The organism is Rhizobacter fulvus, assembly GCF_964020785.1.
Genome location: NZ_OZ224516.1, coordinates 3,795,724 through 3,810,882, shown reverse-complemented (window position 1 = coordinate 3,810,882; position 15,159 = coordinate 3,795,724). Strand labels below are relative to the sequence as shown.

At 71.2% G+C, this 15,159-nt stretch carries 14 protein-coding genes; 3 read left to right on the top strand and 11 right to left on the bottom strand.

What is annotated here, in order from left to right:
• Positions 1-39: 39 nt before the first annotated feature.
• The 6 genes from ACWH49_RS18090 to ACWH49_RS18065 are packed head-to-tail and all read right to left on the bottom strand — an operon-like array spanning position 40 to position 6,033.
• Positions 40-333, bottom strand: a complete 294-nt coding sequence (locus ACWH49_RS18090; RefSeq protein WP_448172721.1) for an STAS domain-containing protein — start codon at positions 331-333, stop codon at positions 40-42.
• A 20-nt stretch (positions 334-353) separates the two neighbouring features.
• Positions 354-776, bottom strand: a complete 423-nt coding sequence (locus ACWH49_RS18085; protein ID WP_448172720.1) for an ATP-binding protein — start codon at positions 774-776, stop codon at positions 354-356.
• Positions 773-2,041 carry a PP2C family protein-serine/threonine phosphatase gene (locus ACWH49_RS18080; RefSeq protein ID WP_448172719.1) on the bottom strand — a complete coding sequence of 423 codons (1,269 nt, stop codon included), beginning with the start codon at positions 2,039-2,041 and terminating at the stop codon, positions 773-775. The genes ACWH49_RS18085 and ACWH49_RS18080 overlap by 4 nt, the downstream gene beginning before the upstream one ends.
• Before the next feature lie 35 nt (positions 2,042-2,076).
• Entirely contained in the window at positions 2,077-3,312 is a 1,236-nt protein-coding gene (gene pcaCD / locus ACWH49_RS18075) for a bifunctional 4-carboxymuconolactone decarboxylase/3-oxoadipate enol-lactonase PcaCD (RefSeq protein WP_448172718.1), read from the bottom strand.
• 10 nt (positions 3,313-3,322) lie between these two features.
• Positions 3,323-4,723, bottom strand: a complete 1,401-nt coding sequence (gene pcaB / locus ACWH49_RS18070) for a 3-carboxy-cis,cis-muconate cycloisomerase (RefSeq protein WP_448172717.1) — start codon at positions 4,721-4,723, stop codon at positions 3,323-3,325.
• Complete coding sequence (locus ACWH49_RS18065) at positions 4,720-6,033, bottom strand: hemolysin family protein (RefSeq protein WP_448172716.1); 1,314 nt, start codon at positions 6,031-6,033, stop codon at positions 4,720-4,722. The genes pcaB and ACWH49_RS18065 overlap by 4 nt, the downstream gene beginning before the upstream one ends.
• A 94-nt stretch (positions 6,034-6,127) precedes the next feature.
• Here ACWH49_RS18065 and ACWH49_RS18060 point away from each other — a divergent pair, with 94 nt between their 5' ends.
• Positions 6,128-6,931 carry a symmetrical bis(5'-nucleosyl)-tetraphosphatase gene (locus ACWH49_RS18060; protein WP_448172715.1) on the top strand — a complete coding sequence of 268 codons (804 nt, stop codon included), beginning with the start codon at positions 6,128-6,130 and terminating at the stop codon, positions 6,929-6,931.
• 5 nt (positions 6,932-6,936) lie between these two features.
• Here the strand turns inward: ACWH49_RS18060 and ACWH49_RS18055 are convergent, their stop codons facing one another.
• From ACWH49_RS18055 to ACWH49_RS18035, 5 genes are all read right to left on the bottom strand, one after another.
• Complete coding sequence (locus tag ACWH49_RS18055; RefSeq protein ID WP_448172714.1) at positions 6,937-7,572, bottom strand: putative 2OG-Fe(II) oxygenase; 636 nt, start codon at positions 7,570-7,572, stop codon at positions 6,937-6,939.
• A complete protein-coding gene (locus ACWH49_RS18050; protein ID WP_448172713.1) occupies positions 7,569-8,519 on the bottom strand; it encodes a HupE/UreJ family protein in 951 nt (316 codons plus the stop codon). Before ACWH49_RS18050 ends, ACWH49_RS18055 begins: the two co-directional genes overlap by 4 nt.
• On the bottom strand, positions 8,516-9,355 hold the full coding sequence (locus tag ACWH49_RS18045; RefSeq protein ID WP_448172712.1) for a peptidylprolyl isomerase: 840 nt from the start codon (positions 9,353-9,355) through the stop codon (positions 8,516-8,518). The genes ACWH49_RS18050 and ACWH49_RS18045 overlap by 4 nt, the downstream gene beginning before the upstream one ends.
• 63 nt (positions 9,356-9,418) lie before the next feature.
• Positions 9,419-11,668: a hypothetical protein gene (locus ACWH49_RS18040; protein ID WP_448172711.1), complete on the bottom strand. Its 2,250-nt coding sequence runs from the start codon at positions 11,666-11,668 to the stop codon at positions 9,419-9,421.
• A gap of 78 nt (positions 11,669-11,746) precedes the next feature.
• Positions 11,747-12,250, bottom strand: a complete 504-nt coding sequence (locus ACWH49_RS18035; RefSeq protein ID WP_448172710.1) for a copper chaperone PCu(A)C — start codon at positions 12,248-12,250, stop codon at positions 11,747-11,749.
• Positions 12,251-12,410: 160 nt separating this feature from the next.
• Here ACWH49_RS18035 and ACWH49_RS18030 point away from each other — a divergent pair, with 160 nt between their 5' ends.
• On the top strand, positions 12,411-12,890 hold the full coding sequence (locus ACWH49_RS18030; protein ID WP_448172709.1) for a hypothetical protein: 480 nt from the start codon (positions 12,411-12,413) through the stop codon (positions 12,888-12,890).
• Between the two features lie 126 nt (positions 12,891-13,016).
• On the top strand, positions 13,017-15,158 hold the full coding sequence (locus ACWH49_RS18025; protein ID WP_448172708.1) for a TonB-dependent receptor: 2,142 nt from the start codon (positions 13,017-13,019) through the stop codon (positions 15,156-15,158).
• Position 15,159 lies beyond the last annotated feature (1 nt).

The window sequence follows — 15,159 nt, the reverse complement described above, 5'->3', positions numbered from 1 at the left end:
CGGCGGCGCTGAAAGTTGGTGCTCGGAGTGAAAAGTCGGCTACGGCGCCGCCTCGATCTCGATGATCTGGTCGAAGCCGGAGTACACGAGGATGTCGCGCACATGCCGGCTCACGCCGCGCAACCGCAGCCGGCCGGCGCTGGCCATCAGGCGCTTCTGGGTCTTGAGCAGCACGCCGAGTCCGGCGCTGGAGATGTAGTCGAGCCGGGTGCAATCCAGCACGACGGGCCCGCTCAGGCGATCGAGGAAGGCCTGCGCCGCGGGCGCCTGCGCGGCATCGAGCCGGCCGACGACCGCCACCGATCCATCCGCTTCCGAATCCAAGCTCAGCATCGTCCTGCTCCTGCCGTGTCTCAGGCCGTCCGCCGGTACGGCACGCGAAAACCGATGTGGCTCTCGCGGGTCGCTTCGCGGTAGTCGTAGGTCAAGTCGTCGACCAGGCGGCGCACCAGGTGGAGCCCGAGGCCGCCGGGTGTCCGCTGCGCCAGCGGCAGCGTGGTGTCGACCTCGGGCGCCGCCGTGATGTCGAAAGGCTCGACGTCGATGTCGACGAGGCGAACGGTCACCGCCGCCTCGCCGCACTCGATCGCGATCCCGACCGGATGGGCGCCGTCGCGACTGTACTTGATGATGTTGGTGAACAGTTCCTCGATCGCGAAATCGATCGTGCGGCGCTGGTCGGGCTCGATCTCGCGGCCCTGCAACGCGGCGGCGGTGAACGCGGCGATCTCGTCGAGTGCATCGACGCGGCGGGCGAAGGTGCGTGACGCGGTCATGCGGCCGGCAGGCGCTTGACCAGCACCATCGTCACGTCGTCCTCCTGCGGCGCGCCGCGCGCGAAGCCGCGCACGGCGTCGAGCAACCGTGCCGAGAGCGACGAGGTCGGCTCGCGGTGGTGCTCGCGCAGCACGGCCTCGACACGGTCCTCGCCGAACGCCTCGCCATCGGGCGCGAAAAACTCGAACACGCCGTCGCTCAGCAGCACCAGCATGTCGCCCGGCGCCAGCTCGATGACGGCGGCCGGACGCCGCACCGGCAGCACCATGGCGCCAAGCGGCAGGCCGGTCGGCCGATGCCGCACGCACGTGCCAGTGGTGGCCTGGAAATGCAGGATCGGCCCCTGCCCGCCGCTGAGGTAGCGCACCCGGTGGGCCGCCGGGTCGAGCAGGCCGACGAACGCGGTGATGAAACGGTCGTCGGGGAGCGTGGCCTCGAGCTGCTCGTTGACCTGGCCGAACGCGGTCTCCAGGTCGGCGCCGAGGCGGAAGGCCATGCGCAGCATCGCGTGCATGCGCGTGACCGACAGCGCCGGCGCGATGCCGTGGCCGGTGGCGTCGCCGATCACGACCAGCAGGCCCTGTCCGATCAGCGCCAGGTCGTAGGTGTCGCCGCCGGTCTGTGCGGCCGGCAGGAAGGTGCCGCACAGGTCGTAGCCGGGCACGACCGGCATGGCCGCGGGCAGCGTGCTCATCTGCACCGCACGGGCGAGTTCCAGCTCCTGGCGCATCTTCTCGCCCTCGAGCAGCGCCTCGGTCATGCGCACCCGGGCGAGCGCGACGGCGCACTGCGCGGCGAGCGCGTTCGCGAGCGTCTGGTCCGCGGCATCGAACACGCCGCCTTCCTTGTTCAGCACCTGCATCACGCCGACCAGCCCGCCGTCGTGGCCGATCAGCGGCTGGGTCAGGCTGCAGCGCGTGCGGAAGCCCGAACGGCGGTCGACGCCGGGATCGAAGCGCGGGTCGGCATAGCAATCGGGCACGTTGATCGCGACCCGGTCGCGCGCGCAGGCGCCGACCAGGCCGGTGCCGACCGGCACGCGCACGTGGCGGATGTCGTCGGCCACTTCGAGCACCAGCTCGTCGGTGGCGGCGTCGTGCAGCCAGACCGAGCTGCGTTCGGCATGCAGCACCTGGCGCGCCGCGGCGGTCACGGTCGCGAGCATCGTCAGCAGGTCGAACGGCGCGGCCAGCGCGCGGGTCACGTCGAGGATCGCCTCGACATCCTGAGGCGACAGGCCGGCGACGGTGCTCGGGGTGGTCATCGGCGGCGTCCTGGATGGCAGCGACGCGGCCGGGGTCAGACGGGCAGGCGCTTCAGGAAGCCATCGAGCGTCGCGGTGAACGCCGCCGGCTGCTCGGCCACGCTGAGGTGCGAGGCCTGGTCGAATACCACCAGTTCGGCGCCGGGGATGCGCTCGGCCATCGCCTGCGACATCGCGACCGGCGCGCCGACGTCGAGCGCGCCGGCGATGACCAGCGTCGGACAGCGCACCTCGCTCAGCTGCTCCAGCCAGTCGACCCGGCCCACCGCGTGGCAGGTGGCCACGTAACCGGCGGGATCACTGCGCAGCACCTTCGCGCGGGCCGCGTCCACCGCGTCGGGCCGGGAGGCGCGGAAGTCGGCACTGAAATAGCGCTCCATCACCGAGTCGACGATCGACGCCATGCCGCCCTGCTCGACCTTCTCGATGCGCTGGGCGAACACCGCGGCAGCCGCCGGCGGGTATTGCGACGTGGTGTTGGCAAGAACCAGCGCCTTGACCAGCTCGGGGTGGCGCACCGCCAGGCCCTGCCCGACCATGCCGCCCATCGACAGACCGACCCACACGATCGGGCCGCGACCCCATTCGCCGATCAGGCGCGCGGCGTCGCCGACCAGCTGGTCCATCGTGTAGGGCCCCGGCGGCACCGCCGAGCCGCCATGGCCGCGGTGGTCGTAGCGCAGCACCGGGTGCCCCTGCGCGGCGAGGTGCACGGCCAGGTCGTCCCACATGTGCAGGTCCAGGCCGAGCGCGTGGCTCAGCACGATCGGGGCACCGGCTGCATCGGCGGCACCTTGCACCGCCACCGCCAGCTGCGGCTGGCTGAACGTGTGGTGCACCGCGACCCGCGCGTTCGCGGAGAGCGGCGCCGGCGCGGGCAGCAGGCCCTCCTCGCGCAGGATGTCCATCGTGATCTTGAAGCCGGTGTTCGCCGCAGGAACGCCGCAGTAGATGGCGCCCTGCATCAGCGTTTCCTTGATCAGGCCGAGCGGCACGCCGCCGCGGATCGCGGCGCGGCAGTGCAGCTCGAACTCCTCCCAGCGCGCCAACCCCATCGTCATGCCGAGCACGAGCAGGCGGCGGGTCGGGTGATCGAGCCCCGGGCGGCCCCAGATGTCGTGCCACGCATAGCGCGTGATCAGGTGCTGGAACTCGGCGTTGAACTCGGTCGCGTTGTTCAACGACTTGTCGACCCAGGCGTCGCCGAGCACCGCGCGGCGGTTCTTCACGCCGCGGTCGAAATCGTCCTGGCGGTCGTCGGTGGGGTTCATCGTGGAGACCTCATGTCGGGATGTCGAAGGGGTGCGCATCGAGCGCCGCGACGGCGGCGCGCAGCGCGGACCATTGCGGGGCGGCCGCGGCGCTGGCCTGGCGCGCGGCGGCGTCGATGTCGAACGCCGCGCGCAGCGCCCCGGCGTCGATCGTCGACGCAAGTGCCGGGTCGGCCGCGACCGCCTGCTCCACCTGCGCGGCCAACGGGCGCCCCTTTGTCGTCGCGCGCGACAACGTGTCGAGCAGCGCCTGCGCACGCGCCTTGCCGAGCTGCGGCGCGAGCAGCATGGCGGCGGCCTCGGCGAACACCAGGCCGTTCAGCGCCTCGATGTTGCGGCGCATGCGCGCGCTGTCGACCTTGAGACCCGCCGCCGCCTCCGCCAGCGCGTCGAGCGCGCCGTGCGCCGAGAGGAACAGCCCGGGCCACTCGGCCAGCTCGGCCTGCCAGTCGCCGAGGCCGCGCTCGTGGGCCTGCGGCATCGCCGCCAGCAGCGCCGCGACGCGGTGCGGCGTGCGCAACGCGGCGGCCAGCGCGGTCATCGAGGCGACCGGATTGCGCTTGTGCGGCATCGCCGACGAGCCCCCACGGCCGTCGCCCGATGGCTCGGCCATCTCGGCGATCTCGCCCTGCGCGAGCAGCGCGATGTCGGTCGCGATCTTGCCGAGCGAGCCGCACAGCAGGCCGATCTCGCAGCCGAGCCCGACCCACTCGTCGCGCTGGGTGTGCCAGGCGCCCGGCGGCATGGCCAGGCCGAGCTCGCGCGCCATGCGCGCCGCGACGGCCGGCCCGACAGCGCCCATCACCGCCAGGGTGCCGACCGCCCCGCCGAGCTGCAACTGCAGCGCACGCGCCGCGACCTTGCGCAGGCGCTGCCGCGCACGCACCAGGGGCGCGACCCAGCCGACCAGCTTGAAGCCGACGCTGATGACCAGCGCCGGCTGCATCAGCGTGCGGCCGAGCATCGGCACATCGTCGTGAGCCTGCGCAAGCGCCAGCAGCGCGTGGATCAGCGCACCGAGCCGACCATCGATCATCGCGACGGCGCGGCGCGTTGCGAGCACCATCGCCGTGTCGATGACGTCCTGGCTGGTGCTGCCGCGGTGGACCCAGGTCGCGGCCGGTTCGTCGGCGGCGGCGACCGCGGCGGTGAGCGTCTTGACCAGTGGAATCGCGAGCGACCCCGCGCGTGTGCCGGCCACGACCAGCGCGTCCAGATCGAAGCGCTCGTGCCGGCACGCTGCGGCGATCGCCGACGCCGCGCCGGCCGGGATCACCCCCTCGGCGGCCTGCGCGCGCGCGAGCGCAGCCTCGAAGTCGAGCATGCCCTGCACGATCGCCGGGGTGTCGAAGACCGCGGCCATCGCGGCGGTCGACAGGAAGCGGTCGAACAGCCCGATGGACGCGCTCATTCGGACGATCCGTTGCCCGACGCATGGGCCGGCAGGCGGCTCGCGAGCACCTTGTCGACCCGCTTGCCGTCGAGGTCGACGACCTCGAAGCGCCATTCGTCCCACTCGACCGAGTCGGTGGTGTGCGGCAGGCGGCCCAGCAGCAGCATGATCATGCCGGCCAGCGTGTTGTAGCGGCCGCGGTCCTCCTCCGGCAGCTCCTTCAGCTCGAGCCGGTCCTTCAACTCGGGCACCGGGATCAGGCCGTCGAACAGCCAGCTGCCGTCCTCGCGCTGCACGGCCCAGGCGTCGTCGGCGGTGGGCGTGGCGAACTCGCCGGTGATCGCCTCCAGCACGTCGCGCACGGTGATCATGCCCTGCACCTCGCCGTACTCGTCGACGACGAACACCAGCTGCGCGCTCGACGCGCGGAAGTGCTCGAGCAGCTCCATGCCGGACAGCGTCTCGGGCACGAACACCGAGGGCTGCAGCCCGTCGGCCAGCGCCATGGCCTGGCCCTTCATCACCTGCTGCAGCAGCGTCTGCGCGGAGATCACGCCGAGCACGTCGTCGAGGCCGCCGCGGCACACCGGGTAGCGCGAGTGCTCCTCGTTGCCGATCAGGCCGAGCACCTCGTCGGTCGACGCGGCCACGTCGAGCCAGACGATCTCGGCGCGCGGGATCATCATCGAGCCGACCTGCCGGTCGTCGAGGCGGAACACGTTGCGCACCATCTGGTGCTCCTGCGCCTCGATGACGCCGGCGTCCAGGCCCTCCTCGAGGCTGGCGGCGATCTCCTCCTCGGTGACGCTGCGGCCCGGGCCGTCCTTGATGCCGAGCAGGCGCAGCGTGGTCTCGGTGCACACCGTCAGCAGCTTGACGAACGGCCGGCCGATCAGCGAGAGCCACTCCATCGGCCGCGAGACCAGGCGCGCGACCGACTCCGGGTGCGTCTGGCCGATCCGCTTGGGCACCAGCTCGCCGAAGATGATGGTGACGAAGGTGATGATCATCACCACCATCGCGGTGGCGCTGATCTCGGCCGCGCGCTCCTGGATCGCGAAGCGCTCGTGCAGCCAGTGCGCGAACGGCGCCGAGAACGCGGCGTCGCCGACGATGCCGTTCAGCACGCCGATCGACGTGATGCCGATCTGCACGACCGACAGGAACTTGGTGGGGTTCTCGTGCAGGTCCATCGCCGCCTGCGCGCCGGACTCGCCCGCCTCGATCATCACCTGCAGCCTGGCCTTGCGGCTCGCCGTCAGCGCCATCTCGGACATGGCGAACAGCGCATTCAGCACGATCAGGAAGAACAGAAGGGCAACGTCCATGCGGCGGGCGCGGCAATGAGGGAATGGCAGGGTAGCAGAATCCATACCGTCTCCACCCCGGGCCGCGCCCGAGCGGGCCGGCTAGCATCGAGCGATGGATTACCTGATCGGCGATGTGCAAGGCTGCTGCGACGCCCTCGACCGGCTCCTCGCGAAGATCGATTTCTCACCGTCGCGCGACCGGATTTACGTGCTCGGCGACCTCGTCAACCGCGGGCCTGCGTCGCTCGAGACGCTGCGGCGCCTGCGTAGCTTCGGCGACGCGGCCGTGTGCCTGCTGGGCAACCACGACCTGAACCTGCTCGCGGTCGCGCAGGGCGTGCGGCGGCCGCACCCGACCGACACGATTGCCGAGATCCTCGATGCGCCCGACCGCGACGCCTGGCTCGACTGGCTGCGGCAGCGCCGCATGGCGGTCAGCGCGCACGGTTGGCTGATGGTCCACGCCGGCGTCGTGCCGCAATGGGACGCGGCGCAGACGCTGGCGCTGGCCGGCGAGGTCGAGGCGCTGCTGCGCGGCGACGGGCTGCGCGACTTCCTGCCGCAGATGTACGGCGACCAGCCGGTGCGCTGGAGCGACACGCTGGCCGGCGTCGAGCGCCTGCGCTTCGTGATCAACGTGCTGACGCGCACGCGTTTCGTCGCGGCCGACGGCACGCTCGATCTCGTCACCAAGGACGGTGCCGACGGCGCCCCGCCGGGCTTCTACCCCTGGTTCGAGGCGCCGGGCCGGCGCACCAAGGGCACGCCGATCGCGTGCGGTCACTGGGCCTCGCTCGGTCTGATCGACCGGCCCGACCTGCTCGCGCTCGACACCGGCTGTGTCTGGGGCCGCCAGCTTTCGGCGGCACGCATCGACGGCGGGCGGCGCGAGATCGTGCAGGTCGAGTGCGGCTGAGCCCCTCAGCCGTTGAAGGTCACCGCGTAACCCCATGAATCGAGCCGCGTCGGGATCGCGTTGAACGACAGCGTGATCCGGCGCGCGCCGACGTTCGGCGGGACCGCGTGCATCAGGTAGCTCGGGAACAGCACCATGTCGCCCGGATCGGGCAACGGACTGACCCACTTGTCCGCGTTGTAGGCGCCAGGCGTCGTGCCGGCGTGGTCGTTGCGGAACACGAAGTCGGTGCCGCCGGGTGACTTCATGAACACGGTGCGCGACTCCGGATGCGTCGGCGTCAGGTAGACGACGCCGGAGACGAAACTGTTGGCGTGGTTGTGCATCGCCTGCCGGCCGCCGGTGTCGAGCACGTTGACCCACATCTCCTTCAAGCCCCAGCCGAGCGCCTCTCCGAACAGCAGCGCGCCGAACTCGGCGAGCTTCGGCGTGATCCGCGCGGCCGCCTCGACCAGCAGCGGGCTGTCGCCGGGCCGCAGCATCGCGGTGTGCGAGAGCTGCGCCGACGCGTTGTTGTCGCGCACCGCGGCCGCGCTGAAGTGCGCCACCAGCGCGTCGACCAGCGGGCGCGGCAGCACCGCACGCGAGCGCTGCAGCGGGATCGGAAACAGGCCGACGACCTCGTCCATCGGCGCGCTCACGCGAAGATCGCCGCGATCCGCAGCCACGACCAGTACGCGGCCAGCGTGCCGATGCCGTACAGCGCCGCGGTGCGCGCCAGCGCCAGCCGCGGAAGGCGCGCGCTGGCGCGCCAGAGCAGCCACGCCGCCGCGACCGTCATCAGCTGGCCGATCTCGACGCCGACGTTGAAGGTCAGCAGCGCCACCAGCAGGTGGTCGTCGGGCAGGCCGATCTCCTTCAGCGCGCCGGCGAAGCCCAGGCCGTGCACCAGCCCGAACAGGAACGCGACCAGCGCCGGCCAGCGCCGCGCGAGCGTCTCGCGCCGGTGCAGCGCCTCGCCGGCGACCAGCATGATCGACAACGCGATCGTCGCCTCGACCGGCGGCGGCCGCAGCACCAGCCAGCCGAGTGCGCTGCTGGCCAGCGTCAGGCTGTGGGCGGCCGTGAACGCGGTGATCGTCCACAGCAGGCGGCGGTTGAAGCCGACCAGGAACAGCAGGCCGATCACGAACAGCAGGTGGTCGACGCCGCTCAGGATGTGCTCGACGCCGAGTTGCACGTACGCCCAGGCGATCTGCGCGCTGTCGCGTGGATCGTTGGCGGCGCCGTAGAGCTGCACCTTGGGTTGCCCGGCGGTGATCGTGTAGACGTGCGACTGCCCGTCGAGCCAATAGACCTTGACCAATGCGGCGGAGTAGCGCTTGCCGACGCCGTCGATCGCCAGCGTGCCGGTCAGGCCGGCCGCGCCGCAGCGCAACATCGCTGCGTCGGCCTGGCAGCCCTCGGGCCAGACCGGCGTCAGGTCCTCGCTGGCGGCGCGCTTCTCGCTGGCCGTCCATTGCCAGAGGAACTCGCCGCGCGAGGTCTCGCGCAGCTGCATCTCGGCCATGCTCATCTCGTGGGCCCCGACGCCGCCGTGCAGCAGCACCGCCGCGAGCAGCATCAGGCTTTGCAGCAGACGGTTCATGCCGGTGCCTCATTCTTCACGCGGTACTGGCGCGCCAGCGCCTTGACGGCGGCGCTGCGCTGCGCGGACAGCGTCGCGTCGGTCCAGTCCTGCTGGACGACGCCGCGCAGCGTCTCGAACGCCGCGGGCCGCGCCGGCGTGATCGCATCCAGCCGCACGGCATGCCAGCCATCCTGGGCCTGCAGCGCGCGCCATTCGCCGGGCGTCGTGCCCTCGAGCGCCTGGGCGAACCCGGCGCCGTAGCTCTGCGCCAGATTGGCATGCGGCCGCCCCTTGAACACGCGCAGGCCGGCCTTCGCATCGCCCGGCAGCCCGGCGTTCAGCGCGTCGACGAACCCGCGCACCGCCGTCTCCGACGCCTCGCCCGCCAGCACGGCTTCCTGAAAATCGTAGCGGGCCGGATCGTCGTACTTCGCGCGGTGGCTCTCGAACCAGGCGCGCAGCACCCGGTCGTCGACCGGCGGCAGCTTGACGTTGGCATCGACCACGCTGAGCGCCTTGAAGATCACGCGCTCGCGGATCGCGGTGTCGCCCTTGTCGACCTGCAGTGCCAGGCCCTCGCGGTACAGCACCTCGTTGTCGAGCCACACCGCCCGCAGCGCGGCGAGTTCGGCGGCATCGGGCTCGCGGCCGCGGGCGGCCTTGAAGACCTGCTTCGCCTCGGCATCGACCTCGGCGCCGACGACGATCGTGCGCGGGTCGTCGGCGCGGCCGACGAGGACGTGGTCGAGCGCGAACAGCAGCGCGCCGAGCACGACGAAATGCAGCAGCGGCTCGCGCGACCAGGCCGGCAGGCGTACACGGCGGGTGGTGGAAATGGGCAGGACAGCGGACATCGGTTCCTCAAACGAAAAAGGCGCCGCGCGAGGCCGCGCGGCGCTGGTGGGTGAGTCGGCCCCCTACTTGACGCCAGCGACCGTCGTCGAACCCTCGACCTCGATGTAGATCGGGTTGCTGTAGAACCAGAGATCAGCCCAGGCCGCAACGTCGTACGCCACGTACTTCACGCCGCCGACCACCGGCAGGTGCGCGGGGCAACCGTCGATCGCGGTGCCGGTGTAGTTGGTGCCGGTCGCCGGGACATTGCTGCCGACCACCGTGCACGGGATGCGCAGCTTGGTGGTGTCGCTGGCGTTCGTGAACAGGTCGCTCAGCGGGTTGCCCGCCGCGTCGGTCTCGTGCGGCACCGCCGCCGGGAGGTTGCTGCCCCGCAGGCGGATGTACTGGGACGAAGTCACCGCCGGGATGCGGTAGCTCATCTTCAGGAACGTGCTGTTGTCATCGCCGGAATGCACGGCCGCCCACGGTGTGCTGCCGCTGCCGTTGAAGGTCTTGATCACGGTGGCGGTCGTGTTCTTCGCCGCAGCCGGCACGGCGGCCAGGCCGGTGGTCGAGCCGTCTTCCTTCAGCCAGGCGGTGTTGCGCGGCCACTCGCCGGCGTAGTCGGGCGAGCCCGGCGCCTTGTAGCCCCCGACCATCCCGCGGATCAGGTCGACATGGTCCAGCACCGGCTTGTTCAGCGGCTGGTTCACGCCGATCTGCGCGAGCGACGGGTCCGCGAAGGTGTACGGCGAGTTGTTGGTACCGGCCGGATCGCGCAGCACGATCGCGACGACGATCTCGGCACCGGGCTTGACGACCAGCTTCTCGCCCATCGTCGCGCAGCGCGGCGTGTCGATGTCGGTGTTCTTGGTCGCGGCGTTGACGGCGAGCGCTTCGGCCGACGCGTCGGGGCGGAAGCCGCCGCCACCCTTGTACGAAGCGCAGGCGACGAACGACAGGCGGTCGATCAGTTGGCCGCTGGCCGCGAAGCTGTTGCCGGTGCGCAGGCCGTCGACGATGGTCTGCGGGCGCAGCTTGTCGCCGGCGTTGCGCACCATCACGTGGTCGCGCTGGTATTCGCCCGGCAGGAAGTCCTGCGTCGAGCGCCGATCGTCGGGGCCGAAGCTGCCGCGGTTGTGCCAGTCGGAGCTCGCGAAGAACCAGAAGTTGCGCCCCTCGCCGAGCAGCGCGTCCCACACGCCGCCGACTTGCGCGCCGTAGATGCCGGTGCCGCCATAGGTCGTGCCGCCGACCGAGTCGACCAGCACGCCGCCGAAGTTGTTGCGCTTGACCTGGTACTCGCCGCGGTTCGACGACGCGCCGTGGCCCGGCTGGGTCTCGAAGCCGAACGCGACCTTCGGCGCCGCGTTGTTGAAGTTGCGCAGGTGCTCGATGTTGAAGCCGTTGTTGCCGTCCGGGTTGAACGGACCGGCGCGCTCCAGGTGCGCCGGCACGTAGTAGCTGCCGTTGGGGTGGTACTGCGCCATCCACTTCATCGCCTCGACGGTCTTCAGGTGACCGCGCGTGCCGGTGCCCGCGCCGCCGGCGGGAATGAGCTTCTGGGCGGTCGCGTTCCAGCTCGCGTCGGCGGCGCTGTTGCTGCCCGGGACGGCGCAGTTCCAGTTGTTCCCGATCGCCGAGCCGGTGACGTTGCCGCGGCTCTTGTCGGTGTCGCCGCGGTCGAAGCAGTAGGACCACTGCGCCAGCGCATTGGCATTGCCGAGGGCGGTGTAGCCGGCCGTGGTCGGCAGCGTCGCGCTGTCGATCGACGCCGGCATCTGGCCGGTGATCACCGACATCGAGCTGTGCTCGTGACCGGCCACGACCGACTCCAGGCCCATGAACAGCGGCTGGCTCTTGTAGGCCGAGAGGTACTCCATCAGCGGGTACTGGAACTCCTGGATCGACTGCCAGCGCCACATGTTGCCGGTGCCGCCGACACCGCTGCCGTCGCCCTTGATCGCGGCCGCGCCGATGCTGTTGGTCCAGGTGGTGGTCGGGCCCTGGCCCGCGACGGCCGGATAGGCCGGTGTCGACAACGTGGCGTCTTCGGCCAGCGTGCAGTTGCGGTTGCCGTTGCCGCCGTGGCCGGCTTGCACGAACCAGTCGAGGCCGTAGGTGCCTTCGCTCTTGTCGGTCGCCTTCTTGACCAGCTTCTGCATCGAGATCGCGCCGTCCGAGCAGGTGGTGTGGTTGTGGAAGTCGCCGGTCACGTACTGGCCGGGCGCCTTGCCGGCGGCGCTGGCCACCATCGGGGCGGTGGCGAGGCTGGCAAGCGCGGCCGCTGCGGCGAGCGCGATCTGGCTGTGGGTGAATGCAAATCTCATGCGAAGGTACTCCTGGGTGGTTCTTTGGTGTTCGAGATGCAGGGAGGGCCGGCGCAAGAGCGGAGCGCCGCGCCGGATTCAGCCCATGCTAGGCAGCGCTGATGACGCGCCCGTGACGGGATCGGGCAGGCGCTCGTAGTCCACGTCGATGTCGGCGTCGACCACGCCGCCGTGCCGGAACTCCAGCCGCAGCGGGTAGCTGCGACCCACTTCGAGCGGGTGCTTCAGACCCGTCAGCCGAATGAAGGTGCCGCCTTCGGTGAGCTCGGTCTCGGTGCCGGCCGGGATCACCACATCGATCCTGCGACCGCTGGCCGGGCCGCTCATCTCGGCGCCGCTCGCGACCGGCGTCTCGACGCGGATCAGGCGGTCGGCAAGCCGCACCTCGTCGAAACGCATGCAGAGCACGGCGAACGCATCACCTTCGGCGGTCGCGCGCGACCACGGGCGATACACGCGCAGGTGCGTGCTGAAGAATTCGCAGGCGCGTGCCGGCGGCAGCACGAGCGCAGCGCCGAGCGCACAGCCGGCGCGCAGGAGCGTGCGGCGTCCGAGCGGGGGAAGGACGAGGTTCGTTTTCATCCCGCCGACGCTATCGGGCACCCGTGAAACTTTCGTGACGCGACCGGCGACCGCGGGACACGGGGGTGTCACAACCCTGCGGCATGATCCGGTCCGGCATCCGACAGGCGCCGCCGCGCGTAGGAGTGTCCGTGTCGTCCACCCCCTCGCATCGCGCACCATGTCCTTCGCCCTGGATCCTCGCCAGCACCGCCGCGCCGCACGCCTGATTGTGTGGTGCCTGGCGTGCGCGCTCGCGTCCTGCGGGTTCTGGTCGGTGCGCGTGCAAGTGCTGGGCACGAACCACACGCACGTGCGGGCCGCCGCGGTCGACGAGGCGATGGCCGGCTGGCAGGATTTCCGCCGCGCCGCCCATCTCGCGGGCGTGAGCAGCACGCCCGCGCATGGCCACGCGCTGTACCAGCGCCATCACCACGGCGCCGCCGACACGAGCCTGGCCAGCCTCGACGCGCCCGGTAGCGCGGCCACCAGCGGCGACGCGCCCAATGCGCAAGGCGCGACGCTCCTCGGCCTGCCACCCATCGTGGCACCGTTCGCGGATCCCGCGCGCTCGGCCGACGCGGCGCGCTGGCGCGACATCGCGACCGGCGGCATCGACCGCCTCGAGGCCGGTCGACTGGAGCGGCCACCGCGCGCCTGAGCGGGCGCACGGCGCCCGCTCAGCACCGCCTGACCCGTGCGCGACGCCGTCGTCGCGCGGGCTGCCCCTCAGTTCAACGGCCGCCTCGCGCACTGACGTGCGCGCGGCCGTGTCGCAGGAATCGCCATGTCCACCGTCTCTCGCCGGCCCGTCCCCTCCGGACGCGCGCCCTCTGCTCTCACCCTGCTCGCCGCCGCAGCGCTGCTGGCGCTCGCCGGCGGCCGCGCAAACGCCGACGGCGCGGCGCCGGCCGAGACCGTCGCGCAGCTCGCGCCGACGACGGTGCTCGGCCACTACGACAACGCCCTCGGCACGTCCGACGCCGCCAGCCAGGGCAGCGTGACCGCGACACTGATCGCCGCGCGACCGACGCTGCGGCCGGCCGAGCTGCTCGAGTTCGTGCCGGGCGTGATCGTCACGCAGCACAGCGGCGACGGCAAGGCGAACCAGTACTTCCTGCGCGGCTTCAACCTCGACCACGGCACCGACTTCGCGACCTGGGTCGCGGGCATGCCGGTCAACATGCCCACGCATGCGCACGGTCACGGCTACAGCGACCTCAACTGGCTGCTGCCCGAACTCGTCAACCGCATCGCCTACAAGAAGGGCCCGTACTTCGCCGAAGAGGGCGATTTCTCGTCGGCTGGCGCCGCGCGCATCGGGCTCGTGGACCAGCTGCCGCAGGGCATCGCATCGCTCACGTTCGGCGAGCACGGGTACCGCCGCGGGCTGCTGGCCCACTCGACTTCGCTCGGGTCGGAGGGCCGCAACGGCGAACTGCTCTACGCGGTCGAAGCCGCGCACAACGACGGCCCCTGGGACAACCCCGAGAAGTTCCATCGCGCCAACGCCGTGCTGCGCTACAGCCGCGCCGAAGGCGGCACGCGGCAGGCCCTCACCGCGATGGGCTACACGGCCGGCTGGAACGCGACCGACCAGGTTCCACAGCGCGCCGTGGATGCCGGCCTGGTGGGCCGGTTCGGCACCATCGATCCGACCGACGGCGGATCGACCTCGCGCGCCAGCCTGTCATACGAGCTGGAGCGCACGCTCGGGGACGGGCAGTTCAAGTTCAATGCGTACGCGATCCAGTCGCGTCTCGACCTGTACTCGAACTTCACGTTCTTCCAGGAGAACCCGTTGCGCGGCGACCAGTTCGAGCAGGCGGAGCAGCGACACGTCGCCGGCCTCGCGACCAGCCGCCGCTGGAACACGACGCTCGCCGGCCGCGACAGCACCAACACGGTCGGGCTGCAGCTGCGCCACGACCGCCTCGCGCCCGTCGGCCTGTACAGCACCGTGGCTCGCGAGCGCACCGCGACGACGCAGGAGAGCAGCGTGCGCCAGACCAGCCTCGGCCTCTACGCCGAGAACGCGACCGCGTGGACGCCGTGGCTGCGCAGCGTGGCCGGCGTGCGCGCCGATCGGTTCGACTTCGACGTGCACAGCTCGATCGCCGCCAACAGCGGCAAGCGCAGCGCGAGCATCGCCTCGCCCAAGCTCTCGCTGATCCTCGGGCCGTGGGCCCGGACCGAGTTCTTCGTCAACGCGGGCCACGGCTTCCACAGCAACGACGCGCGCGGCACCGTCGCGACCGTCGCGGCGAAGGATCCGGCCGGGCCGGCGATCGCCCCGGTCGATCCGCTGGTGCGGTCGAAGGGCGCGGAGCTCGGGCTGCGCACCGAGTTCGTCCCGGGCCTGCAGAGCTCGCTGTCGCTCTGGGCGCTGACGCTCGATTCCGAGCTGCTGTTCGTCGGCGATGCGGGCGAGACCGAACCGAGCCGCGCGAGCCGGCGCTACGGCGTGGAATGGAACAACCACTACGTCGCGAACAAGTGGCTGCTGCTCGATGCCGATCTCGCGGTGTCCCGCGCCCGCTTCACCGAGCCCGATCGCGCCGACCCGGCGCTCGGCAGGTACGTTCCGGGATCGATCCAGACGGTCGCGTCGTTCGGCGCGACGATCACCGACCTCGGCCCGTGGTTCGGCCAGTTCCAGCTGCGCTACTTCGGCCCGCGCGCGCTCGACGAGAACAACACCCAGCGCTCCCGCGCCACCACGCTCGCCTACCTGCGCGCCGGCTACCGGGTCGGCAGGAACGTCAAGCTGACCCTCGACGTCTTCAACCTGTTCGATCGCCGGGGCAGCGACATCGACTACTACTACGCGTCGCGCCTGCAAGGCGAGCCGGCGCAAGGCGTCGAAGACATCCACTTCCACCCGGTCGAGCCGCGCAGCGTGCGGGTCTCGCTGATCGCTAACTTCTGAC